The 23,962-nt window shown below is 43.1% G+C and carries 21 protein-coding genes and 1 other RNA gene; 6 read left to right on the top strand and 16 right to left on the bottom strand.

Going from position 1 to position 23,962, the window contains the following annotated elements; genetic code table 11:
• Positions 1-16 precede the first annotated feature (16 nt).
• Positions 17-1,408, bottom strand: a complete 1,392-nt coding sequence (gene glmM / locus BLS28_RS02195; RefSeq protein WP_090527070.1) for a phosphoglucosamine mutase — start codon at positions 1,406-1,408, stop codon at positions 17-19.
• Positions 1,409-1,672: 264 nt separating this feature from the next.
• Between glmM and BLS28_RS02200 the strand changes: the two genes are divergently transcribed.
• Both BLS28_RS02200 and BLS28_RS02205 read left to right on the top strand, forming a co-directional pair.
• On the top strand, positions 1,673-2,236 hold the full coding sequence (locus BLS28_RS02200; RefSeq protein WP_091162670.1) for a phosphatase PAP2 family protein: 564 nt from the start codon (positions 1,673-1,675) through the stop codon (positions 2,234-2,236).
• Positions 2,236-2,952, top strand: a complete 717-nt coding sequence (locus BLS28_RS02205; protein ID WP_091162671.1) for a ZIP family metal transporter — start codon at positions 2,236-2,238, stop codon at positions 2,950-2,952. Before BLS28_RS02200 ends, BLS28_RS02205 begins: the two co-directional genes overlap by 1 nt.
• A 47-nt stretch (positions 2,953-2,999) precedes the next feature.
• Here BLS28_RS02205 and BLS28_RS02210 read toward each other — a convergent pair whose 3' ends face one another.
• From BLS28_RS02210 to argB, 4 genes are all read right to left on the bottom strand, one after another.
• Entirely contained in the window at positions 3,000-5,810 is a 2,811-nt protein-coding gene (locus BLS28_RS02210) for a S9 family peptidase (RefSeq protein WP_091162672.1), read from the bottom strand.
• A 214-nt stretch (positions 5,811-6,024) separates the two neighbouring features.
• The gene (locus tag BLS28_RS02215) at positions 6,025-7,401 is read right to left on the bottom strand and encodes an aspartate kinase (protein WP_091162673.1); all 1,377 of its coding nucleotides are present in this window, start codon (positions 7,399-7,401) and stop codon (positions 6,025-6,027) included.
• A 195-nt stretch (positions 7,402-7,596) separates the two neighbouring features.
• A complete protein-coding gene (gene proC / locus BLS28_RS02220; RefSeq protein ID WP_090527080.1) occupies positions 7,597-8,415 on the bottom strand; it encodes a pyrroline-5-carboxylate reductase in 819 nt (272 codons plus the stop codon).
• Positions 8,412-9,257, bottom strand: coding sequence for an acetylglutamate kinase (gene argB / locus BLS28_RS02225; protein WP_091162674.1), 846 nt, complete (start codon positions 9,255-9,257; stop codon positions 8,412-8,414). The genes proC and argB overlap by 4 nt, the downstream gene beginning before the upstream one ends.
• A gap of 204 nt (positions 9,258-9,461) precedes the next feature.
• On the opposite strand from argB, the gene BLS28_RS02230 reads away from it, so the two are divergent.
• Together BLS28_RS02230 and BLS28_RS02235 are read left to right on the top strand one after the other, a co-directional pair.
• Positions 9,462-10,760: an NAD(P)/FAD-dependent oxidoreductase gene (locus BLS28_RS02230; protein ID WP_143020676.1), complete on the top strand. Its 1,299-nt coding sequence runs from the start codon at positions 9,462-9,464 to the stop codon at positions 10,758-10,760.
• Between the two features lie 42 nt (positions 10,761-10,802).
• A complete protein-coding gene (locus BLS28_RS02235) occupies positions 10,803-12,050 on the top strand; it encodes a cation:proton antiporter (protein WP_091162675.1) in 1,248 nt (415 codons plus the stop codon).
• 42 nt (positions 12,051-12,092) lie between these two features.
• Here the strand turns inward: BLS28_RS02235 and BLS28_RS02240 are convergent, their stop codons facing one another.
• The 11 genes from BLS28_RS02240 to BLS28_RS02290 form a co-directional block, all read right to left on the bottom strand.
• Complete coding sequence (locus BLS28_RS02240; RefSeq protein WP_091162676.1) at positions 12,093-12,701, bottom strand: FMN-binding negative transcriptional regulator; 609 nt, start codon at positions 12,699-12,701, stop codon at positions 12,093-12,095.
• A gap of 83 nt (positions 12,702-12,784) precedes the next feature.
• Positions 12,785-13,732: an N-acetylornithine carbamoyltransferase gene (locus tag BLS28_RS02245; RefSeq protein ID WP_091162677.1), complete on the bottom strand. Its 948-nt coding sequence runs from the start codon at positions 13,730-13,732 to the stop codon at positions 12,785-12,787.
• A 79-nt stretch (positions 13,733-13,811) separates the two neighbouring features.
• Positions 13,812-14,939 carry an aspartate aminotransferase family protein gene (locus BLS28_RS02250; protein ID WP_091162678.1) on the bottom strand — a complete coding sequence of 376 codons (1,128 nt, stop codon included), beginning with the start codon at positions 14,937-14,939 and terminating at the stop codon, positions 13,812-13,814.
• A 69-nt stretch (positions 14,940-15,008) separates the two neighbouring features.
• Positions 15,009-16,007, bottom strand: coding sequence for an N-acetyl-gamma-glutamyl-phosphate reductase (argC, locus tag BLS28_RS02255; protein WP_091162679.1), 999 nt, complete (start codon positions 16,005-16,007; stop codon positions 15,009-15,011).
• The gene (locus BLS28_RS02260; RefSeq protein ID WP_091162680.1) at positions 15,985-16,338 is read right to left on the bottom strand and encodes a cupin domain-containing protein; all 354 of its coding nucleotides are present in this window, start codon (positions 16,336-16,338) and stop codon (positions 15,985-15,987) included. The genes argC and BLS28_RS02260 overlap by 23 nt, the downstream gene beginning before the upstream one ends.
• Positions 16,331-17,527: an argininosuccinate synthase gene (gene argG, locus BLS28_RS02265; RefSeq protein ID WP_091162681.1), complete on the bottom strand. Its 1,197-nt coding sequence runs from the start codon at positions 17,525-17,527 to the stop codon at positions 16,331-16,333. The genes BLS28_RS02260 and argG overlap by 8 nt, the downstream gene beginning before the upstream one ends.
• 104 nt (positions 17,528-17,631) lie before the next feature.
• Positions 17,632-18,276: an N-acetyltransferase gene (locus BLS28_RS02270; protein WP_090527097.1), complete on the bottom strand. Its 645-nt coding sequence runs from the start codon at positions 18,274-18,276 to the stop codon at positions 17,632-17,634.
• 432 nt (positions 18,277-18,708) lie between these two features.
• On the bottom strand, positions 18,709-19,665 hold the full coding sequence (locus BLS28_RS02275) for a YpdA family putative bacillithiol disulfide reductase (RefSeq protein ID WP_091162682.1): 957 nt from the start codon (positions 19,663-19,665) through the stop codon (positions 18,709-18,711).
• Between the two features lie 86 nt (positions 19,666-19,751).
• Positions 19,752-19,850, bottom strand: an RNA gene (ffs, locus tag BLS28_RS02280) — signal recognition particle sRNA small type.
• A 44-nt stretch (positions 19,851-19,894) separates the two neighbouring features.
• Positions 19,895-20,524 (bottom strand): 2'-5' RNA ligase family protein, encoded by a 630-nt coding sequence (locus BLS28_RS02285; RefSeq protein WP_091162683.1) that lies wholly within the window; start codon positions 20,522-20,524, stop codon positions 19,895-19,897.
• 12 nt (positions 20,525-20,536) lie between these two features.
• The gene (locus BLS28_RS02290; protein ID WP_091162684.1) at positions 20,537-21,157 is read right to left on the bottom strand and encodes a 2'-5' RNA ligase family protein; all 621 of its coding nucleotides are present in this window, start codon (positions 21,155-21,157) and stop codon (positions 20,537-20,539) included.
• 75 nt (positions 21,158-21,232) lie between these two features.
• Here BLS28_RS02290 and dinB point away from each other — a divergent pair, with 75 nt between their 5' ends.
• Complete coding sequence (dinB, locus tag BLS28_RS02295; RefSeq protein ID WP_091162685.1) at positions 21,233-22,417, top strand: DNA polymerase IV; 1,185 nt, start codon at positions 21,233-21,235, stop codon at positions 22,415-22,417.
• A gap of 313 nt (positions 22,418-22,730) precedes the next feature.
• Positions 22,731-23,954: an acyltransferase family protein gene (locus tag BLS28_RS02300; protein ID WP_091162686.1), complete on the top strand. Its 1,224-nt coding sequence runs from the start codon at positions 22,731-22,733 to the stop codon at positions 23,952-23,954.
• Positions 23,955-23,962: the final 8 nt, after the last annotated feature.

The raw sequence follows: 23,962 nt of genomic DNA on the forward strand, positions 1-23,962 counted from the left end.
TTTAATACCAGTAAAATTAACCTTTCAGTTGTAAGATCTCCTTAATATCGATGATGATCTTATTGGCCAAACCGTTTGCCACGGTTTCAGAATTACCTTCAGAGTAGATCCTGATAATGGGTTCGGTGTTTGACCTCCGCAAATGTACCCATTCTTTATCAAATTCTATTTTCAGGCCATCAATTGTTGAGTGGGGCTGCTTGATGTATTTTTCTTCAACTTTCGCCAAAAGGGCGTCTATGTCCATTTCGGGTGTTAACGTTATCTTATTTTTTGAAATAAAATAACCCGGATATGACGCACGCAAACTCGAAACCGATTTACCATATTTAGCCAGATGAGTTAAAAACAACGCGATACCGACTAAAGCGTCACGGCCATAATGTAACTCAGGGTAAATAACCCCGCCATTACCTTCGCCGCCAATAACAGCGTTAACTTCTTTCATTTTGTTAACCACGTTAACCTCCCCAACCGCAGCCGCATGGTATTCGCCGCCTGCTTTTTCAGTTACGTCGCGCAGCGCACGGGTTGATGACAGGTTAGATACTGTATTGCCCACATTGTTTTTCAAAACATAATCGGCTACGGCAACCAGCGTATATTCTTCGCCAAACATGTTACCATCTTCGCAAACAAAGCAAAGGCGGTCTACATCCGGATCAACAGCAATACCCAAATCGGCACGTTTACCCACAACCTCTTTTGATAAAGCTATCAGGTTTTCAGGAAGCGGCTCGGGATTATGCGGAAAATTGCCATCCGGCTCACAATACAGTTCGTGAACGGTTTCAACGCCTAAAGCTTTCAGCAAGGCCGGTACAAAAATACCGCCTGTTGAGTTAACACAATCTATTACCACTTTAAAGTTGGCTTTCTTTATAGCCTCAACATCAACCAGCGGCAAGGCCAGTACAAGGTCGATGTGTTTTTGAAGCCAGGTATCATCATGAGTAACTTTACCCAAATCGTTTACATCGGCATAATTAAAGTCGCTGTATTCGGCAATTGTTAGCACTTCCTTGCCATCGGCATCACTGATGAACTCGCCGTTTGCATTGAGCAGTTTAAGGGCGTTCCATTGTTTTGGGTTGTGGCTCGCGGTTAGGATGATTCCACCTGCTGCCTGCTCACCCGTAACGGCAACCTCAACAGTCGGTGTAGTTGATAAACCAAGATCAATAACATCAATCCCCAAACCCTGCAGTGTGCCAATAACAAGATTGTTCACCATAGCACCCGATAAACGGGCATCACGGCCTACTACAATCTTTTTAATCCCCGATTTTTTTACAGCCCATGATCCGTAGGCCGAAGTGAATTTTACAATATCAAGCGGTGTTAAACCATCGCCAACAGCACCGCCTATGGTGCCGCGTATTCCTGAAATAGATTTTATTAATGTCAAAATGCGAAGTTTTTGGTGTGGTAAAAGTAAAAAATATAAGCTACAAATGATATTGTTTTAAGGATTTACGCAAACGCTTGCATATAAGGTTACGGTTAATTTATTGTTTTTAATACGGTGCAGGGTGGTTTTAATTGTCATCCCTGCGCATTATTTTATGCTTAACGGGATAATGCTGCTGCTAAGTATTAAAATTTGAAGGTTTTTTTAAGCTATTTGATAACTTTGGAAATTACAGCAAACAAACACCTATAGTAAAAAACAATGCCCGACTATCTTTTAAACCTCGACCGGCATTTATTTTATTTCATTAATCATGACTTGTCCAATTCGTTTTTCGACTGGATCATGCCCTTGTTACGTAACCCCAAATTCTGGATCCCGCTGTATATTTTCATCATTGTTTTTTGTTTATGGCGATATAAAAAAACAGGCGCTATTATTATAATGCTGCTGGCGGCATCGGCAGGCGTTGCTGATTTCACCAGTGGAGTTATTATCAAGCACAATATTCAGCGGCTTCGCCCTTGCCGTGATCCGGTTGTATCTGCAACTGATATCAGCCGTGTGCCTTGTGGTAGCGGGTACAGTTTTCCATCAACCCACGCCACCGATCATTTTGCCATGGCGATATTCCTTGGCTTTGTGTTTTTCAGAAAATGGAGGTGGGTATGGCTTTGGGCGATACTTTGGGCAGGCAGCATTTGCTTTGCACAGGTATACGTGGGGGTTCATTTCCCGGTAGATGTATTGTGCGGCGCTTTATATGGGGCCTTTGTTGGATGGCTGTTTTCATTATTGTTTAAAAAATTACAACCTGCCTTTTAATGGGATATTGGAAAATTCTGCTGCTTTTTTTTGCCGCCTTTTTTGGCGGTACTTCTGTATTTTTATTTAAGGGCGATAACCATAAAACGCTGAAACTGGTACTGTCGTTTAGTGGAGCTTACCTGTTTGGTATTACCGTTTTGCACCTGATTCCTGATGCCTATCATGGTAATGATAACTATGTTGGCGTATTCATCTTGGTCGGCTTCCTGTTCCAGATTGTGCTTGAACAATTTTCGGACGGGATTGAGCACGGCCACATGCACAAACACCCGCATGATCTGGCCGTTTTCCCGATTGGTATCATGGCAAGCCTTTGCCTGCACGCTTTTTTGGAGGGAATGCCGCTTGCCCAGGGCAATCAGGATCAATTAGCTTACGGCATTGCCTTACACCATATCCCGGCAGCCTTCGCGTTGGCTACAGTGTTGCTCACTAACAAACAAGGTAAAAACAAAACCATACTTTTTGTGGCGGTATTCGCGGTAATGGCGCCGGCAGGTTATTTTTTCAGCGATGCGTTAAGCAGCGGAAACATTGGTAACCTGCAGCATTATTTTAACAGGATCATGGGGGTTGTTATCGGCATCTTCCTGCATATCTCCACTACCATCCTCTTTGAATCGAGTGCTGATCACCGTTTCAATATGCGTAAAATGATGGCAGTATTAGCTGGTGTAGCCATTGCGCTGCTGGGTTTTTTGAAGGAGTTGTAGATTATTAATCCTATTACTTTATGTAAAATAATTTCTATATAAAGTTTTTATTTTTCCAGCTCCAGGCCCCAGTCTTTCCCTTTATCAACTGCAGGTACTCCCTTATCCATCCAAACCGGCATTGGCGCGCCTTTTAAAAAGTGATCGAAGAATTGCTGCTCACGTATAGTAATGTCTTTGCGGTTTTGGCGCAGTACCAGGTTATGAGCCTCGCCATTGTATTGCAGTAACCAAACAGGTTTACCTAAACGGCGTAAAGCTGTAAACATTTCAATCCCCTGGTACCAGGGCACAGCGCCATCGGCATCGTTACTCATGATCATTACCGGTGTTTTTACTTTGGGCAACTGGAACAAGGGCGAGTTTTCGATATACAGCTCAGGCTTTTCCCAAAGCGTGGCGCCAATGCGGCTTTGTGATTTTTCGTACTGAAACTGCCTGTTCAGGCCCGATTCCCAGCGGATCCCCCCATAGGCCGAAGTCATGTTGGCAACAGGCGCGCCTGCCCAGGCTGCGGCATACATATTGGTTTGGGTAATGAGGTAAGCCACCTGGTAACCGCCCCAGCTTTGGCCTTGTAAGCCAATATGTGCAGCATCAACCCATGTGTGTTTCTTTAAAGCCTCAACACCCGAATTTACAAACTCGACCGCAGATGCCCCCGGATGGCCGGTTTGATAGCTGATATCAGGTGCGAACACAAGATAACCGTTGCTCACAAAAAATGAGATAGGCAGGCGGGAAGGGGTAGGAGCAGGTGCTATATAGTTAAAAAGCCCGTCCGAAAGTCTCTCATAAAAATAAACTATCATCGGGTACTTTTTGGCCGGGTCAAAGTCTTCAGGCTTATACAAGATGCCTTGCGACTGATAGCCTTTAGGTGTCGTCCACCTCACAAGCTCGGCAGTGCCCCAGTTATATTCACTTTGCTGCGGGTTGATATTGCTTAGCTTGATCTCCTTTTTTAAATCGTATGAAAAGTATAAGTCAGGCGATTGTTTATAGCTTGCCTTGGTGTAGATGTAAGCATCGGCGTTTTTAGCTTTCAGCAGGTTATCATAACTCATTGGGGCCATGGTCACTTTCTCAGGCAGGTTGTTAGCCTCAGGAAACTTCCTGAAATATCCCCATTGTTTGGTTTCTTCGTTTTGGGTTAACAGCCACATCGGCTCTTTCAGTGGGATGAATTTTTGCTCCGGGTCAGTTTGATCATACCTCATGATCAGTTTGTTTTTGCGCCCGATGCCTTTGGTAAAGTTAAACGCGTCGCCCGTTGCCGGGTCAAAACGCCATATGTCGTACCGGTCATAAATAAATACCGCCTTGTCTCCTGCTAACCAGCCGGCCATACCATAGGCCGAAGCATACCCTGGCACATCGTTCAGTTCGTCGCCCATTTTGGTGCCGGTTGCTTTGCTCAGGTTTATTTTTTGCCCTGTTGCAATGGTATAACAGTACCATGCCTGATCTTTAACATCAAACCACAGCACATAATTGCCCTGCGGAGAGACATAATAACGGCCCAAAGAGGCATTAATAAACCTGTGATTGCCGCTCCGGGTATCAATTAAAATGGCTTGTTGCCGGGTACTTCCTTCCCACTGGGCCGATACGCGTGCGCCGGTATCCGTAAGTCCTAAAACATAGCGGGCATCTTTATTTTCGGCAGTTAATATTTCTGGGATGGCCTTGTTACCTAATTGAACAGTTTTGGCGTTCGTTTCTTCAGGTTTTATCACAGCAAGATAGCTACGCTTTAGGTCGGTTTGCAGGTTTTTGAGCTGCTGGGGTTGCAGATAATCATCTTTGTAGTTCCAGATATCCAGTTTGGCTACCTCAAAATCAACCAGGGTGGTATCGGCAGGTTTGGGGATAGGCGCAGTGCCAAAGAAAAGGCTATTGCCGCTTTTGCTAAAGCTCACTTTGCCATCGCCACTTACCGCCCAGTTATTGGATATGCCTGCAGTTCCGGCAGCGGCAATAACTTCCGCGCTATCTTTTGCCGTGTTGTAGTAATAAAGCTTAAAAGGTTTTACCAGTGCCTTTTCCGGATTTTTTTCGGCAGTAAAAGCTACCTGGCGCCCGGCATCATCAATGCTGATGTTACGGTAATTACCCCTGCCGGTGCTTAATTGTTTAACCGTGTTTTTTTCCGAATCAAATAAATACAGACCAGATACAGTCTCTTTTTGTTTAGCCGGCGCTGTTACAGCAAACGCAATCCATTTTCCATTTTTACTGACCTGGTATTCGGTAACATATTTAAAAGAGCGTTCGGCGGCGGTTTTTAACTTTTTAATAGTTAAATCTGCACCTTCATGTGTAGGCGGGGCTACAGTTGCAGCTACCGCTTTTTTTGTGGTATCGCCTGATGCAGGTTTTTTAAGCGTATCGGCTGTTGCGAGGTAAGCAATAATAGCCGCATCTTCGGCTATTTTAAATGAACGGATGGCCGGGACTTTCCTTACGGATGATGATCCTAAAGTAATTATACCTAAAGTATCTTTAGGGAAATCCGATTGTTTTTTCTTCTTTATTTTGGCCTGCCTGGTATCCTTATAAAACGGACGGATAAGGCATACAGCAAATTTTGAATCGCTGCTTATCTTAATTGTGTCAGCTCTCGGAATTTTTACCAAAGTAGCGTTCCTGGCGTCTTTTATAATCAGTTCAGCATCGCCCTGCTGCGGCTTTATGACATAACCTATCCATTTACCATCATTGCTGATGCGTTGCCCTGCTATACTTTGCCATCCGTCAAACACAGTATGATCTAAAGGTTTTTTAGCTGTTTTTTGAGCAGATACATGAAACCCAATAGCTAATAACAGGCAGGCTGATAGTAAAAGTTTACGCATACAGGAAAGATGTCAAACCTAAATATGCTGAAAACTTATGGTTAAAAGAAATTAGTTACTGTAAAGTTACAATTGAGGTGAAAGGTGAAAGGTGAAAGGTGAAAGGTGAAAGGTGAAAGGTGAAAGGTGAAAGGTGAAAGGAATTATGTTAAATAACCAAAAACAACCTTTGGCCTTTTAGCTTTCGCCTTTCACCTCAAAAACACCTCAAAAATTAGCACATTGCTTTATTCAAAGCGCGGATCGCCTCATCGAAATCTTCGCGGGCTATCAAAAACTGGATATTGACCATTCTTAGTGCAAAGCCACAGCTTTTGATATTGATCCCTTTTTGGGCCAATGCTGTTGCGGATTTGGCAAGTAAACCCGGCTGATCCATGTTGGAGCCTATCAGGCAAACCATCGCCATTTTTTCAACAGCAACTTTTTCGTAATTATCTTCCAGTTCGCCAATCAGTTTTTTATTGTAGTCCTTCTCCCATATCACTATAGAAATGCTGTTAGCGCTGGTGGCTTTGAAGCTATAGCTAACGCCAAACTTGTAAAACAACTGCATGATATGAAAATCGGTACCTACGTTACCAACCATTGAGGGATCGTAAATATCGATCATGATCACCTTATCGGTGCCGGTGATAACCTCAACACGCTTTTTATCACAAATATATTCGCGGGTAATCAGAGTACCCGGGTGTTCCGGTTGAAAGGTGTTTTTGATCCGCAGGTCGATATCATTTATTTCCAGCGGTTTTGACGCTTTTGGGTGGATAGCTTCCATGCCCACGTCGGCCAGCTGATCGGCAACATCATAGTTGGTGTTACCTACCGGAAAACAGTTTTCAACGCCAACCAGTTGAGGGTCGGCAGTGCAAAGGTGGTATTCTTTATGGATGATGGCTTCCTGTGGTTGTACAGCCACGGCAATTTTACTGAAAGTAACTTCCGAATAGCCGCGGTCGAACTCGCGCATAATACCTTCCGTGCCTTTGGCGTAGCCGGTAACAACGGTAATGGTTTTTGAAAAATCAATATGGGCAAGGTCTTTCTTAATGCGTTGATCAATGGTTAATGCACGGTGGTCATGAAAACCGCTCAGGTCAACCAAAGTAGCATTGATACCCATATTTTGCAGGATATTGGTAAAGTTAAATGCCGAATGGCTTTCACCTATAGATGCCAGGATCTCTCTCGCAGCCTGTAAAATGCCTTCTTTACCTACATACCCTGATGCCAGAATATTAGCCAGGTTCTCCAGATAGGTTTGAGCATCGTTGATCCTTGTTTCAATGTACTTATCGGCTTCGGCTATATTCAAGCCAAGGGCTTCATAAGTTTTATTGATCTGCTTTAAACGCGTAATTAATTGTTTTAACGGCGTATGGAAGTCCTTATAATTGGCAAGCTTGTGATATACGCCCGGCGCGCCTGTCTTTTTGTTTTCGAGCAGGAGGTTGGTTACCCCCGAAAATGCCGATACTACAAATATGCGGTTGTAAAGTTGTTCCCCGCTGCGTTCAAACAGGATAATGTTTTTTATCACATCACCCAAAGCGGTCATGGATGTACCGCCAATTTTTTCTACTGTTAACATTTTATATTGAAAAGATCAGCAGTCAAATACCATAACCATATCAATTGTTGTAGCTATTTATTAATTGGTTGAATGTAAATAGCTTGTATCTGAACTGCTTTTTTTAAAATAACTCATTTTGATATACGCTATCAAAACGATTGAAATATAATGATTAAAAGCTTTAAACCTTCGGCATTAAGCTTTCTGCTTAAACTAACTGTCCTTTTTATACAAATCACCTGCTTTTTCGGCCGACAGACGGATGCCTTTGATCATGGCCGAACTGAAACCGTGGTGCTCCATTTCATTTAAGCCGGCAATAGTACAGCCGCTTGGCGAGGTTACCTTATCAATTTCCTGCTCGGGGTGCGATGCCAGTTGTAGTAACAAGTCGGCCGCTCCCTTGGCTGTTTGGGCTGCCATCTTTAAGGCGTCATGCGCATGAAAGCCAATCTCTGTTCCGCCTTGTGAAGCAGCGCGGATCGACCTTAAAAAGAAAGCGATACCACAGGCACAAAGAGCTGTGGCCGAGGTCATCAATTCTTCATTGATCTGGATAGTTACACCAACCGTATCAAACAATGATTTGGTCATGTTGATATTTTTATTGGTGCCGTTATCTGTAGCGATACAGGTCATGGAGTGGCCTATCGCAATCGCGGTGTTCGGCATTGCCCTGATCACCTGTACATTTAGGTCAAGGTGCTGGCGGATATCGGCACAGCTAACGCCAGAGATAACTGAGATCAATAATTGCTTATCCGGCTTTAACGAAGGTTTGATTTCGTCTAACAGTTTATTGAGTTGTTGCGGCAGTACGGCCAGCACAATAATATCGGCTTTGCGCACGGCACGCAGGTTATTGTCTGACACATGGTACCCCTGCTCGGCATATTGAGCCAGCGCAGCTACGTTACGACGGGTTAATGATATTTGCTGGGGTTTACAAATACCCTTTTTAACCAAACCTTTGGCTAATGAAAGCCCTATGTTACCGGAGCCTAATATTGAAATGTGCTGTTGTGCGTTCATGCGCTTTTTGTTAAACGTGTTCCAAATGGTTTGTTATCTTTCAATTGGCCCAGATCATCTGATTTGCCAATAATTACTGCCTTCACACCACAAGCAATTGCGGTAAAAGCGTTGTCAAGTTTAGGTAGCATACCACTGTGTATTATCCTTTCCACTTTTAGTTCCTCGTAGTGCTGCGGGTTAATTTCCCTGATCAGCGATTCTTCGTCATTAATATCCTTTAGCACACCCTTTTTTTCAAAGCAGTATATGAGGGTGGTTTCATATAATCCCGATAACGATACCGCCAATGCCGAAGCAATGGTATCTGCATTTGTATTTAGCAGCTGCCCTTCGCCGTCATGCGTTATAGCACAGAAAACGGGGGTAAAGCCTGCTTCCATCAACCGGCTTATATTTTCGGGGTTGATAGAGTCTTTAACAATATCGCCCACAAAACCATAGTCAATAGTTTTTACCGGCCGTTTAACCGCTTTAATAAAGTTGCCATCGGCACCGGTCAGGCCTATGGCGTTGTTGCCAAAACGCTGCAACTGGGCTACAATATTTTTATTGATGAGGCCTCCATAAACCATGGTGACCACCCTCAGCGTTTCAATATCAGTGATGCGCCTGCCATCAACCATTTTCGATTCAATACCTAAATCTTCGGCCATTTGTGTGGCCACTTTTCCACCGCCGTGTACCAGGATCTTCAGGCCGTCGAGCGCTTCAAAGTCCTTTAAAAAATGATATAGGTTTTCAGAGTTATCAATAACGTTTCCACCTATTTTGATTATATAAAGGCTCTTCTTTGATGGTAATTTACCCGTTTTGATATGATCTGTATCAATTTTATTCATTCCAGCTGTTAATATAACTCTTTTAGTGCCAAATTTCCACTTTTTTAAGCGGAAAACTGTTAAAATTACGAAAATATAGCGTGTTTTTTCAAAAATTGATTTAAAAATGAATAATGGGACTTGCAGTTTAAGTTTACAATTTGATTATGAAAGAATTAGTAATATTGGAAAACTTTAAGGCATTATCCTTGCTTATAACTATCTATGGAGCAAAAAAAGAATACCAGGCCGCGGGTGGCAATTATAGGCGGAGGATTTGGCGGGATCCATTTAGCTAAAAAACTAAAAGATGCGCCCGTTGATGTACTGATGATTGACAAGCATAATTATCACACGTTTCAGCCTTTGTTGTACCAGGTAGCAGGAGGCTCCATAGCTGCCGATTCAATTGGCTTTCCATTGCGCCGGATCTTTACCAGGCAAAAGAATTTTCGATTCGCACTTGCTGAGGTGCAAAAGATCAACCCCGAAACTAATACGCTTGATACTGACATCGGTACCATTTATTACGATTACCTTGCTATAGCTACCGGCTCCAATACCAACTTTTTTGGTAACAAAGAGATAGAGCATTTTGCTATGCCGATGAAGAATATCCCTGAGGCATTAAACTTAAGGAGCCTGATCCTGCAAAACCTCGAAATGTCGCTCGTATCTAAAGATCCGGAAGAAAAAGCGGCGCTAATGACCTTTGTGGTTGTAGGAGGAGGGCCAACCGGCGTGGAGCTATCTGGTGCACTCGCCGAAATGCGCGAGCTGATATTAATGAAGGATTATCATGGTTTGCGCAAACACAGCATGAGTGTTTACCTTGTTGAGGGTAAAGCGGAACTGCTGGCCGCGTTTTCGCCGGGGGCGAGGGCCAAGGCGAAAAGGTTTTTGCAGGATATGGACGTAACCATTTATAACAGCGCACACGTGGAAAGCTATAATGGCTATGAACTCAAGATAGATAACGGCACATCGCTGTTAACCCGTAATGTACTTTGGGCGGCAGGAGTAAAGGGGGAATTTCCTGAAGGTATTTCTGCCGATAATATAGCGCGGGGTAACCGCATCCTGGTTGATGAATTTAACAAGGTAAAAGGTTACGAAAATATTTATGCAATAGGTGATGTAGCTGCCATGATTACGGATGAATATCCAAACGGGCATCCGGGTGTTGCACCGGTAGCTATCCAGCAGGGACAAAATCTGGGTGAGAACGTGTACCGAATGTTTGACCGTAAACCGTTGGTGCCATTTAAATACAAGGACAAGGGTTCGCTTGCAACCATAGGCCGAAATAAAGCGGTGGCCGACTTGGGGAAAATTCATTTCCAGGGATTTTTTGCCTGGCTGGTGTGGGGATTTGTACACATCATGTCGCTTGCAGGCTTTACCAATAAGGGTATCATATTTTTTAGCTGGGCCATCAACTATTTTACCAAAAATAGCGACAACCGACTCATCGTACGCTATTTTGATACCGAAACCCGAATGACGGATCCCGAATCGAGATAAAAACAAACAATAATCCTTTTAAATCCTTACTTGTAAGTATTTATGGATCTGTTTGTTGTAATAGCTTTGCTGGTTATTGTCAGCGCGATATTTTCGTACCTTAACGCCCGCTTTATTAAGCTGCCGGGCACTATTGGCATTGTGCTGCTGGCAACCATTACTTCTATCACCATACTTATTGTAGATAAGATTGATTCGTCGATAGCGGATTACCTGGGTACACTTGCCAAAAATATCAACTTTTCAAAAGCGGTATTGAATGTGCTGCTTGGTTTCCTGCTTTTTTCAAGCTCATTTAACTTAGATGGCCGGAAGCTGAAGAGAGAAATGCGCCCCGTATTTGTACTAAGCACATTGGGGGTTGTTATTTCGACTGCGGTGTTTGGATGCCTGTTATTTTATGTAGCCCCGTTTTTTCATATCCATATGCCGCTGATCTATTGCCTGTTGTTCGGCGCTTTGATTTCACCCACCGATCCGGTGGCGGTTGCAGCCATTATCCGTAATTCAAAGTTACCTGCCAATCTTGAAACCATTATTTCGGGCGAATCGCTTTTTAATGATGGGATAGGGCTGATCCTGTTTGTGATCATCCTGGAGGTGGCGCGGGTAGGAGAAGAGAAAATTGAACTGGCTAAGGTTGTAGCGCTTATTGTTAAAGAAATTATTGGCGGGATAGTAGCCGGGGGAATTTTAGGTTATGTCGCTCACCGGTTGATGCGCTCGGTTAAGGATTTTCAAACTATCGTATTGATCTCGCTGGCCTTAGTAATGGGTTTATCCGTATTGGCCGTTTTGCTTGATTTTTCAATTCCATTATCAGTTGTTACAGCTGGACTGTTTGCCGGGAGCCAATCTATTAACCAGGATAATAAAGAACGTTCGCACGAGGCGCTGGAGAAATTCTGGAAGCTGGTTGATGAGATACTGAACACCATTTTATTTGTAATGATTGGCTTGCAACTGGTTAACCTGCCTTTTGTAAATAATTACTGGGTAACGGGAAGCCTTTCTATAGTTACAGTTTTAATAGCCCGTTGGCTGAGTATTATGCTGCCGCTAACGTTTTTAAGGCATACTCTTAAAGTGAACTATAGCAATATCAACATTATGACCTGGGCCGGTCTGCGCGGGGCTATATCTATAGCCCTTGCGTTGTCTTTACCCAATACGCCATACCGGCACCTGATTTTGTCCGGCAGTTATTTTATTGTGATATTTTCGGTAATAGTTCAGGGATTGACGTTGAACAGAATGATAAACAGCGCTTCTAAAAAGATAGAAGAATAAACCATGCTGCGCGGGTTTGGTGCAGCGTAACCCGGTAGGATATTATTTAAGACGCGACATGTATTTGCCAATCTCCGCTTCAGTAGTGTCCGTACTTTTGCCTAATGCATTGATGATGTTTTCCCGTTCCGTTTCGCTACGGTTTTGACTAAGTTTTTGTTTGCCTTGCAGGTCGTCAACTATGATTTCGAAGGCTACTAGACCTTTCATCATCCGTTGCTTATATTCGTCTGGTAAATTGTTCCATTGGGTAAGATAATCGGCCTCATAATTACCGATCATCTGTGCTAACAGCTTGGCTGTTTGTTCGCCTTCAGGCAGGATTGTTGCTTTGCCGTAAGCGTGTACCGCGATATAATTCCAGGTAGGTACGTTGGTTCCCTTTTCGTAATGTTTGGGTGAGATATAAGCGTGAGGCTCAGTAAAGATCACCAATATTTCCTTTCCAATAATTTCAGCAGCCTGCGGGTTGGCCTTGGCGAAATGAGACGACAAAACAATTTTATCATCGCGTTTGCTTACCAGGAAGGGAAGATGCGTAGCAAACGGAACGTTATCAGTAGCTGTTACAATTGTTGCAAAGCTATAGCGCTGCATAAAGCTGATTGCTTCCTGCTCATTCGTTAACTGGAAATGTTTTGGCGTATACATCGGGAGGAAAGATTTAAGACGAGAAGAAGCAAGAACCAAGACAGATTTGCTTTGATTCTTGCTTTTATATGAACAACAATTACTTACAAACTTTCCAGCATCTGTTTGAGCACAGCTTGCGCAGCCCAAACACGGTTGCCGGCTTCGTGTACAACGATTGAGTTTGGCCCGTCTAATATTTCGTCAGAGAGCTCCAGGTTACGGCGCACCGGTAAGCAATGCATTACTTTGGCATTGTTGGTTTGCTCCAGCTTTTTGTTAGTAAGCATCCACTCTTCGTGTTTGCCTAATATATTGCCATAAGGCTCATACGCCGACCAGTTTTTTACGTAGATGAAATCCGCGCCGGCTAAAGCCTCATCCTGATCATAAGAGATATTTGCACCCTGGGTAAAATCGGTACAAAGCTCATATCCTTTAGGCTGCACGATAGTAAAGTCGACATCCGCCTTGCACATCCACTCCGAGAATGAGTTAGGAACAGCCTGCGGCAAAGGTTTGATATGCGGCGCCCAGGTTAAAACCACTTTAGGACGCGCTGTTGTTTTCAGCTCTTCAATAGTGATCAAGTCGGCCAAACTTTGCAGCGGGTGGCGGGTAGCTGATTCCAGGCTCACAACCGGCACTTTGCAAAATTCAACAAACTTATTGAAAATCATTTCGCTGTAATCTTCCTCACGGTTCCTTAAGCCAGGGAACGAACGAACGCCAATAATATCAGCGTATTGGCCCATAACGCCTGCGGCTTCACGGATATGCTCAACAGTAGTGCCATCCATGATCACGCCGTCGCGCAGTTCAAGTGCCCAGCCTTCTTTATCGATATTGAGCACCATTACATTCATGCCCAAATTGATAGCAGCTTTTTGTGTACTCATTCGGGTACGTAAACTTGGATTTAAAAACACTAATGCAAGTGTTTTATTTTTACCAAGCTTTTGGTGGGCAAAGGGATCCTGCTTAAGCGCCAATGCCTCTTTTACAAGTGCGTTAACATCAGCAACATCATTAACAGAAGAGAATAGTTTCATGAACTTTACAATTAATTGGTGTGTTTTCTGTCATCTATTTTTTTTAAGTCTCCCCTTTAGGGGAGATTTAGAGGGGCGTCTATTGATTCAATACATTTACAAAAGCTTCCAGGAACCTATCGGCATGAGCTTTAGTTAAGTTCAAAGCAGGTAATAACCTGATCACGTTTGGTTTAGCTTCACCAGTAAATATATGGTGCTTGTTTAACAGTTCTTTACGGGCATGGGCCAATTCTTCGGGCAATTCTATACCGATCATTAAACCACGGCCACGAACTTCTTTAACCTGTTCCAGCTTGTTAAGCTCCTTTATTAAGTAGCCGCCAACTTCAGCAGCATTTTGCAACAGGTTATCCTGTTCCATAGTTTCAAGAACGGCTAAACCTGCAGCGCAAGCCAGATGGTTCCCACCAAAAGTAGTACCTAACATGCCATATACCGGCTGTATTTTAGGCGAAATGATGATACCTCCCACAGGGAAACCATTACCCATGCCTTTAGCCATACTGTAGATATCAGCATTAACACCGGCAAAATCATGCGAAAAGAATTTACCTGTACGGCCGTAACCGCATTGTACAGAATCGGCAATGAATACTGCATTATATTCATCGCACAGTGAGCGAATCTTTTGCAGGAAGCCCTCTGGTGCAACCTGGATACCACCAACACCCTGAATACCTTCGATAATTACTGAAGTGATTTCGTTGTTTTTGAATGCTTCTTCCAGCGCTGCTTCATCGGCCCATGGCAAAAAAATCACGTTATCAGTTTCGTTGATAGGAGCGACGATCTTCGGGTTGTCAGTAACCGCCACAGCCAATGAGGTACGGCCGTGGAACGATTTGCTGAATGCAATTACTTTCTTTTTTCCATTGTAAAAAGAAGCCAGTTTTAAAGCATTCTCATTAGCCTCGGCACCGGAGTTGCACAGAAATAACTGGTAATCTTCCTTGCCTGAAACTTTTCCCAACTTTTGAGCTAACTCTTTTTGAATAGGAATCTCGATAGAATTAGAATAAAAGCCAAGTTTATGCAATTGATCTTCTAAACGTTTTACGTAGTTTGGATGGGTATGACCGATAGAAATTACGGCGTGGCCACCATACATGTCAAGGTATTCAGTATCGTGAGCGTCATAAACTAAACTGCCCTGGCCCCTAACTATATTAATTGGATTTATAGGATAAACATCAAATAATTTCATTTCTTAAATGGTATAAAAATTTAGTACTTAATTAATAACAGAACTTTCAGAATTCGGCGAGCAGCTCTTCTAAAAGCCGATCGCCTTAAGTCGTAAGCCTGCGCGTTCGTCCAGCCCGAACAATAAGTTCATGTTCTGTACTGCCTGGCCGGAAGCGCCCTTAAGTAAGTTGTCCATTATGCTGATAATGAATATTTTGTTGTCGTGTTTTTTTACCTGGATAAAGCATTTATTGGTGTTTACAATTTGCTTTAAATCAATATTGCGATTGGTGACATGCGTAAAAGGATGCCCATCGTAGCAGCTTTGGTAAAGTGCTAATGCTTCTTCCTCGCTCAAATCGCTCTCAGTATAAATTGAAGCAATAATGCCTCGGGTAAAGTCGCCACGGTAAGGAATAAAGTTGATAGCCTTATCAAAACCGGCTTGCAACTGCCTTAACGACTGACCGATCTCATTTAAATGCTGGTGACTGAATGCTTTGTAAACAGAAAGGTTATCATTACGCCAGGTAAAGTGTGAGGTCGGCGATAAACTTTGTCCTGCACCGGTTGAACCTGTTGTAGCAGTAACGTGTACTTCGTTGTTTAGCAAACCTTTTGAAGCCAGTGGAAGTAAACCCAATTGCAAACAGGTAGCAAAGCAACCGGGGTTAGCAATATTAGAGGCTGTTTTAATAGCCTCACGGTTTAACTCCGGCAAGCCGTAAACAAAGCTTTTACCGTTTAATGTTGAGTTTTGGTTCAGCCTGAAATCCTGGCTTAAGTCAATGATCTTAACCGAATCGGGGATAACGTTTGCTTCCAGGAACTTTTTGGCGTCACCGTGACCAACGCAAAGGAATAACACGTCAATATCTGTAGATAATTCGGCAGCGAATTTCAGATCGGTATCACCAAACAGGTCGGTATGTACCTGGTAAACATAGTTACCCGAGTTGCTGTTGCTATGAACAAAAGCTATCTCCACGTGAGGATGGTTGATCAGGATCCGGAGCATTTCGCCACCGGTGTACCCTGCTCCGCCAATTATGCCTGCACGCACCTTATTTGATTTCAATTCTGTCATTATTTGTAGATGGATATGAATATAAAATAAACTCGAGGTCGCTCCGGTCGTTATTGCTGATGAAATGCTTTTGACCCGGATGGATCTCGATACCCTGTTCGGGCTTCAATACCGTAACCTCGCCGTCTATCGAAAATGTAGCACGGCCCTTTAAAATAAAAAATACCTGCGTGGCTTTCTCGTGGTAATGCAATTGTTCGGCAGTGTCTGGTGGCATTAACTCCTGTTTAACAGATAACGCGTCTGTATCAATGAAAGTCCAGCCATGACAATCATCGCCCCAGTTATAGTGCTTTAAGCAGTCACCTTTTGAAAACGCCGTATTAATCATTTTGGCTGTTTACTTTATGATAGATCATTACCTGGTTACCAAATATTTTGGAGAACCCTTTAACGTCTTCGCCGCTCCAGGCGTTGTTCATTTCGCCGTAGCTGCCAAACTTGTTCGACATCAGATCGTATGGTGATTCAATGCCTACCACCTGGAAGCGATATGGGTGCAACTGAACAAATACTTTACCTGTAACGTTTTTCTGAGTATCGGTTAAAAAGGCCTCGATATTGCGCATGATCGGGTCATGAAACTGACCTTCATGCAGCCAGTTGCCATAGAAAGATGATAACTGATCTTTCCATGAAAGCTGCCATTTGGTTAGCACATGTTTCTCTAAAGTATGGTGAGCTTTAATAATCACCATAGGAGCGGCGGCCTCAAAGCCTACACGGCCTTTAATACCGATAATGGTATCACCAACGTGAATATCCCTGCCAATGCCATAAGGCTGAGCAATAGCCTGTAAGGCCTGGATAGCTTTTGTTGGATGATCGTATTTTTCATCACCGATGGCTACCAACTCGCCTTTTTCAAAAGTAAGCACAAGATCTTTTACTTCAGAAGCAGTTACCTGTGTAGGCCATGCTTCTTCTGGCAGGCCAAGGTTTGAAGTCAAAGTTTCTTTACCACCTACTGATGTACCCCAGATCCCTTTGTTGATAGAGTATTTGGCTTTCTCGAAGTTCATATCAACACCATGTTTTTTCAGGTATTCTATCTCTTCTTCGCGGCTTAGTTTCAGGTCGCGGATAGGGGTGATGATCTTTACTTCAGGTACAAGGATGTTAAAGATCATGTCGAAACGCACCTGGTCATTACCTGCGCCTGTACTGCCATGGGCAACAAATTCAGCACCAATTTCTTTAGCGTAGTTAGCAATAGCTGTAGCCTGGCTTACGCGCTCGGCGCTTACCGATAGCGGATAGGTGTTGTTTTTTAATACATTGCCGTAAATTAAAAAGCGTACGCAGGTATTGTAAAAGTTTTCGGTTTCATCAACCACATGGTGAGAAGTAACGCCCATTTTATAAGCGCGTTCTTCAACGCCTTTTAACTCTTCCTCGCTAAAACCGCCGGTATTTACAATAACCGAGTGAACCTCATAACCAAGGTCCTGTGTTAAATAAATACAGCAAAAAGAGGTATCTAAACCTCCGCTATAAGCTAATACTACTTTTTTCTTCATGTTTTTGGTGAGCTTAAAGCTAAAGGCACAAGGCTTAAAGCTTTACTTATCAATTATGGTGATCTGTTTTATTAATTTACAGGTGTTAACCTTTTACCTAAATCCTAAACATCATGTTTTATACGTTTCTTTATGGCGTTCTCAATACGCTCAAGCAAAGTCGCTTTGTGCGTAATGCGCTGCATTTTCTCCTCGTATTCCTTTTGTTTTTCGGCAGGATCAAAAAGCATGGCGGTGCACATGCAGTTTTTGCGGTTTTTGCTGGTTAAAATGTCAAAGTTTACGCAGCTTTTGCAGCCGGCCCAAAAGTTTTCGTCCTGGGTTAGTTCTGAATAGGTAACGGGCTCGTAACCAAGCTCCGAGTTGATCTTCATTACCGCCAAACCGGTTGTTAACCCAAATATTTTGGCATTAGGGTATTTGGTACGCGATAACTGGAAAATTCGGTGTTTGATGGCTTTTGCCAATCCCGCCTTACGGAACTGCGGATTAACAATAAGTCCCGAGTTAGCAACAAAGTCGCCATGGCTCCAGGTTTCAATATAGCAGAAACCGGCCCAGGTACCGTCTTTATGCAGGGCTATAACAGCCTTGCCTTCCAGCATTTTATTAGCAACGTATTCGGGCGAGCGTGTAGCTATACCAGTTCCGCGCGCCTTGGCCGATTCGGCCATCTCATCGCAAATCATAGTGGCATAATCTACATGCTGTGCAGTAGCAACCTGAATATCAAAATCTTGTATTGTCATTTAAATAGATAATTACCGTGAAATTAATTGGCTTTATAAGCCTTAAATAATTAGATGGTTTTTTTAAAAAGACGTTTAAAAAACTCTTTTTGTGTGGACAGGAGAAAAATTAATTCAAACCCGTGGCATGTAGGTCCTTCGTCGGAGAGGGCAGTTTAAAAAAACAGTTGAACCCAAGGCAGCAGCAACCGGAGCAAAATTTGCTCTTGTAGCGGGCTTATTTAAGCTTGGTGTATTCATTTTTTTGTTGAATTACTGTGTTTTTAATTTGCTGCAAATTAGGCTATAAAATTTTATTTATACAAGAAAAAAATGTGATTATTTGTTGGTTGGTGAATGGTTGATTAAGTTTATTGAACGAGTGGTTGGTTTGTTGTTGTAACTCGCAGATTTACAGCAATAACCATTCACCTAATCAACCCAATCAACCATTCATTTCTTTTCAACAATATCATTGATGATCATATCAGCGTGAATGCGCGAGTTTTCGATGAACCAAAGATGGGTATCAAGGCCGCCGCAAACCACACCTGCAAGGTATAAACCAGGCATATTTGTTTCCATGGTTTCGGGGTTGTATTGCGGAATAAATTTATCTTCAGAAAGAATAATACCGAGCTTTTTCAGGAACTCAAAATTGGGCTTGTAGCCCGTCATCGCCATTACAAAATCGTTGGGAATGGTGATCAAGCCTTCCGGGGTTTGAATATCGACTTCATTTTCGCGGATGGCTTCGAGGTTTGAATTGAAATAGGCTTTAATGCTTCCTTCTTTGATGCGGTTAATAATATCCGGCCTTACCCAATATTTAACCCGGTTGCTTACCTCGCTGCCGCGGATCACCAGTGTTACCTCGGCACCTTTACGGTAGGTTTCCAGGGCCACATCAATGGCCGAGTTGCTTGAGCCAACTACCACCACTTTTTGCAGGGTATAATAATGAGGGTCTTGGTAGTAGTGTTTTACTTTGGGAAGGTTTTCGCCGGGGATATCAAGATTTACCGCGATATCATAAAAGCCGGTTGAAAGGATCACGTTTTTAGCCTGGTAGGTTGCCTTTTTTGTGGTGATGGTGTAAAAGCCATTTTCCGGCTTTACTTCAGTAACTTCTTCAAAAAGATGAATGGGCAAGTTATTTGAAAGTGCTACGCGGCGATAATATTCCAAAGCATCATTGCGGGTAGGCTTGTTATGTACAGTAACAAAGGGAACGCCGCCGATCTCCAATTTCTCAGATGTGGAGAAAAACGTCATGGTAGCGGGATAGTTGTACAATGAATTTACAAGCGTGCCTTTTTCGACAATTACGAAACTTAAACCGGCTTTTTGAGCAGCAAGTCCGCAAGCTAAACCTATCGGGCCACCGCCAATAATAAATATATCAAGCATTTGATGTACTTTATGAAATTTAAGAAATCATGAACCTGTGCAGGTTCGGGGCATTTTTGCCGGTGCGGCAAAAATAAGAAAATAAAAAAGGGTAAGCTACTTTTATCGCGCCGCTCAACTCTCTACCCTTGCTGTGTTCCCACCCTGGGGGAGTTCAAGAGGAGCTGGCCGTAAAAGACTTACCCCGGCGCAAATATAGAAAAAGGTAGCGTTTATGGTTAAGAAAATGTTAAAAAAGGCTTATCTGTTGATTTATAGATGGATAATTTTTAATTTGCCTTGCTATTGCCAGGTTATCATACTTCGTTAACACGTTTTCATCTCCCCGAAATTCAAATTCCCGATAAGTTTTGGCATGTTGGTCGAGATCAAGCAACAAATTTTTTAAAATAGTAAGCCGGTTCACAACAAATTTTACCTTCATTTCCCTTTTTTGAAAATAGGGCCAAAGCAGGTTAAATTGTTCGGGCGTTATGGCCCTTGCTATGGTAATATGAGGTATGGTACTGCTATCGCCAACAATACCCTTCAATAGTTTAATCCAATATTTATTTTGTTCGGTGAGCTTAAGCCTGGCAAAAATGGTTTTGTTATAGTCATTACTCTCATTAAAGCAATCAAATCCATCTGTTTCAAAAACAACGGGAGGCAGCAAACTAAGTTTACGGCTCAAAAACGAGAAGCCCTGAACGTCTACATCAAGCGGTTTGCGCGGATAATTGTTTATGGTGATATGCGACCGGGCATGCATGCTGGGATAATTACCGATAACACGTTTTGCTTCGCTTTTTAATTTCCGGATCATAACATCTACATGATCAGGTATCGGGAGGATAAAATGATAAAATGCGTAGTCCATGATTGTTAAATTTTAAATGAATAAATTGATCTGATCAGGGTCGCCGGCTTTAAGTAGTTCCAGTTCATCGCGGGTATAGCCGGGGCCGGTCATGTTTTTAAATTCAAAAGTTTTAAACTTATCCCATTTGGCAAAGGCGTCAAGTGTATCGCGTTTCAATATGGTAAGTTCTTTGATCCAAAAAGGCTCCACCAATTTTTTATGCTTAAAATGCGGCCAAAGTGTGTCGAAATCTTTTTCGGCAATATCACGCACAACCGTTACATGTGGGATAAGATTTTTTTTAATGCGCAGCTTCTTTTTTAAGGTGTTAAACCATTCGTCGGTAGCGGGTGTTGCGCGGATGTTGGCATAAATGGTCATGCGGCTGTGCAAGTGGGTAAAATGATAAAAACCATCCATATGCAGCAATACCGGTGGCATGGTATTCAGGGCCTGTTCCATCAATTCCAGGTTTTTATCGGCCATAAAGGGCTTTTGCCTCTCCAGGTGTTGTATAGAGATATGAGCAGGCGAATCCATGCTTTGGTAACTGCCAATAAGCCTCGCCGATGCCTTTTTGTAACGCGCAATCTCATGCTTCACCGTGTCGGGAGGCGATAATAACAGCAGGTAGTCTTCATATATACTCATTTGCTTCACAATTTCTATATGTCAAATATGCTAATAAAATTAGCAAAATACAAAAAATGTTAGCATTTTTGGTATGTGGAAGCTAAACGTTATATTGTTCATATCGATCTTGATTCGTTCTTCGTTTCAGTAGAGCGGAAGTTTCATCCTGAACTGATCGGTAAGCCTGTGATCATAGGGGGCTCGGCCGAAAGGGGAGTTGTGGCTTCCTGCAGTTATGAGGCGAGGGCTTTTGGTGTGCATTCGGCTATGCCTACCCGGCAAGCTTTAAAGCTTTGTCCGCATGCCATTCTTATTCGCGGTTCGCACGGGCGCTATGGCGAAGCCTCACGCGAGGTTACGCAGATCATTCACGATACGGTACCCCTGTATCAAAAAACATCGGTTGATGAGTTTTACATTGATTACACCGGTATGGACCGTTTTTTTGATTGTTACCATGAAGCCACCAAACTTAGGCAGAAAGTAATTAAAGAAACGGGCCTGCCTATATCCTTCGGTATGGCATCGGGTAAAACGATAGCCAAAATGGCCACTAACCAGGCCAAGCCTAACGGACAAATGTTTGTAAAGCATGGTGATGAGCTGAAGTTCCTGGCGCCGCTTAACATTGGTAAGATACCCGGCCTGGGCGAAAGTACCCGCAATAAGTTATATCAATACGGCATCGAAAAAATAGGTGATCTGCAACGTACCAATATCCGTTTCCTGGAAACAGTTTTTGGTAAATACGGGCATTCGCTTTGGGAAAAAGCCAATGGTATCGATCATAGCGAAATCGTTCCGCATTCCGACAGGAAATCCATCAGCACCGAGCATACTTTCCATACTAATGTGTCTGATCACCGCACACTTGAAACTACTTTAGTATCCATGACCGAAGAGCTGTCATCCAAACTACGACGGGAAAATAAGCTTTCATCATGCATGGCTATTAAGTTGCGATACGGTAATTTTGAAACCCATACCCAACAGCAAAAAATAGCACTTACGGCGGCAGAACACATCCTGATTCCCGGTGTAAAAAACCTGCTTAAAATGGCCTGGGACCAGCACCGGCCCATCAGGTTGATAGGTGTGCGGTTGAGTGATCTTTGTACGGGCAGTTACCAGATCAACCTGTTTGAGGATAATGAGGAACGCATCAAACTTTACCAGGCCATGGACCAGATCAATTTCAAGTTCGGCGATAAAACCATCTGCCGGGCGGCAGGGATGGAAATTGGTACAAGGAATTTTAATCCGTTTATGCGCGGCTGACCGTTGACTGTTTTGATTGCGTTGATTACGTTGATCTTTTTGTGACGAGTTGATTATTTGAAAAAGCGCCGGATTGTGCGATTCCCTCCCTTGGGAGGGTGTAGGGAGGGGTTTCATCGCCTCGCTTGTTCCTTTGAAATAGCGGATAAACTCCGCCGCCGCTCGGCTCCAGCCGGGTGGCAACTATCACGCGGCCTCTGGCCGCCGTGGGAAATGTTCTTGTTTTCAACCAATGGTCAAAGGCTTTTTACCATTGGTCAAAGTAATTTTATGGGGCGGTAGGTTGTGACTTCTTTTGATAAAAAAAGAAATCATGGAAACCACACAACGTCAAACCTACCTCGATTGGTTGAGGATCTTATCCATATTGGGGGTGTTATTTTTTCATTCGGCAATGCCTTTTGTTGCTGAGGATGGCTGGCACATCAAAAACCACGAAACCAGCAACCTGATGATGGAATCAAATCACTTTTTGCACCTTTTTCGCATGCCGCTGCTCTTTTTTATTTCAGGTACCGTGAGTTACTACATGATGCAGCGGCGCTCTACACTCAGTTTCATCGGTTTGCGTTTCCGCCGTCTTTTTATTCCGCTTTTGGTGGGCATGTTCATCATTGTGCCACCGCAAATTTACATGGAACGATTGGCCAATGGCTACAAAGGCTCATTCCTGGATTTTTATCCCAGTACATTTAACTTTCAGCCATATCCCAAAGGCAATTTCAGCTGGCACCATCTTTGGTTTATTGCCTATCTGTTTCTTTATGACCTCATCTTCGCGCCTTTATTTGCCTGGATGATCTCGCCCAAAAGCAATGGTTTTAAACAAAAGCTTGCCATTTTGGCCCGGGGGAAATGGGTTTACCTATTAATGCTGCCCGGAATCCTTTGGTTTACCTTCACCAGTTGGGACCTGCCCGAAACCAACGACCTGATCCATGATGGCAGTTACTTTGTTTACTGGTTATTGTTCCTCCTGGCAGGTTTTATCTGTATCCTTCAATCTAAACTGATGGATAGCCTTGAGCGCAACCGCCGTTTTGCTTTAACCATCGGTTTTTTAAGCCTGATGACATGGGAAGTAATGCGCTGGAACGGTATCGAACCCTTGCATCCCCACTGGCCTTTTCAAAATATCGCATTCTCCTATGCTTTTACCGCATTGCGCCCAATTATTGCCTGGGGATGGGTGTTGGCGCTGGTTGGCTATGGCAAACATTATTTAAATAAGCCTCATAACGCGCTCAATTATTTAAACCAGGCGGTATATCCGTTTTACATATTGCACCAAACCGTTATTGTATTAATTGCCTATTATATTGTGCAAACGCAAAATGAAAGCATCCTATCAAAATATATTTATACGGTGGGTATTACCTTTTTTGTAACGGTGCTTACCTATCATTTGTTAGTACGCCCTTATGCTTTAACCCGGTTTTTATTCGGTATGAAACCAAAGGAAAAACTCAAAACTGTGCCGATCCGGGAGATAGTAGAGACAAAACCCGAACCTATTCTTTCTGCCTTAAATTTGTAATTTGCTGA

It is taken from the genome of Mucilaginibacter gossypii (genome assembly GCF_900100945.1).
In the GTDB taxonomy this organism is placed as follows: Bacteria; Bacteroidota; Bacteroidia; order Sphingobacteriales; family Sphingobacteriaceae; genus Mucilaginibacter; species Mucilaginibacter gossypii.

Bases quoted from the DNA above. Each gene is read 5' to 3' on its own strand.
- BLS28_RS02200 (WP_091162670.1), top strand. From the start codon at position 1,673: ATGCCCGACTATCTTTTAAACCTCGACCGGCATTTATTTTATTTCATT.
- BLS28_RS02205 (WP_091162671.1), top strand. From the start codon at position 2,236: ATGGGATATTGGAAAATTCTGCTGCTTTTTTTTGCCGCCTTTTTTGGC.
- BLS28_RS02210 (WP_091162672.1), bottom strand. From the start codon at position 5,810: ATGCGTAAACTTTTACTATCAGCCTGCCTGTTATTAGCTATTGGGTTT.
- BLS28_RS02215 (WP_091162673.1), bottom strand. From the start codon at position 7,401: ATGTTAACAGTAGAAAAAATTGGCGGTACATCCATGACCGCTTTGGGT.
- proC (WP_090527080.1), bottom strand. From the start codon at position 8,415: ATGAACGCACAACAGCACATTTCAATATTAGGCTCCGGTAACATAGGG.
- argB (WP_091162674.1), bottom strand. From the start codon at position 9,257: ATGAATAAAATTGATACAGATCATATCAAAACGGGTAAATTACCATCA.
- BLS28_RS02230 (WP_143020676.1), top strand. From the start codon at position 9,462: ATGGAGCAAAAAAAGAATACCAGGCCGCGGGTGGCAATTATAGGCGGA.
- BLS28_RS02235 (WP_091162675.1), top strand. From the start codon at position 10,803: ATGGATCTGTTTGTTGTAATAGCTTTGCTGGTTATTGTCAGCGCGATA.
- BLS28_RS02240 (WP_091162676.1), bottom strand. From the start codon at position 12,701: ATGTATACGCCAAAACATTTCCAGTTAACGAATGAGCAGGAAGCAATC.
- BLS28_RS02245 (WP_091162677.1), bottom strand. From the start codon at position 13,732: ATGAAACTATTCTCTTCTGTTAATGATGTTGCTGATGTTAACGCACTT.
- BLS28_RS02250 (WP_091162678.1), bottom strand. From the start codon at position 14,939: ATGAAATTATTTGATGTTTATCCTATAAATCCAATTAATATAGTTAGG.
- argC (WP_091162679.1), bottom strand. From the start codon at position 16,007: ATGACAGAATTGAAATCAAATAAGGTGCGTGCAGGCATAATTGGCGGA.
- BLS28_RS02260 (WP_091162680.1), bottom strand. From the start codon at position 16,338: ATGATTAATACGGCGTTTTCAAAAGGTGACTGCTTAAAGCACTATAAC.
- argG (WP_091162681.1), bottom strand. From the start codon at position 17,527: ATGAAGAAAAAAGTAGTATTAGCTTATAGCGGAGGTTTAGATACCTCT.
- BLS28_RS02270 (WP_090527097.1), bottom strand. From the start codon at position 18,276: ATGACAATACAAGATTTTGATATTCAGGTTGCTACTGCACAGCATGTA.
- BLS28_RS02275 (WP_091162682.1), bottom strand. From the start codon at position 19,665: ATGCTTGATATATTTATTATTGGCGGTGGCCCGATAGGTTTAGCTTGC.
- BLS28_RS02285 (WP_091162683.1), bottom strand. From the start codon at position 20,524: ATGGACTACGCATTTTATCATTTTATCCTCCCGATACCTGATCATGTA.
- BLS28_RS02290 (WP_091162684.1), bottom strand. From the start codon at position 21,157: ATGAGTATATATGAAGACTACCTGCTGTTATTATCGCCTCCCGACACG.
- BLS28_RS02300 (WP_091162686.1), top strand. From the start codon at position 22,731: ATGGAAACCACACAACGTCAAACCTACCTCGATTGGTTGAGGATCTTA.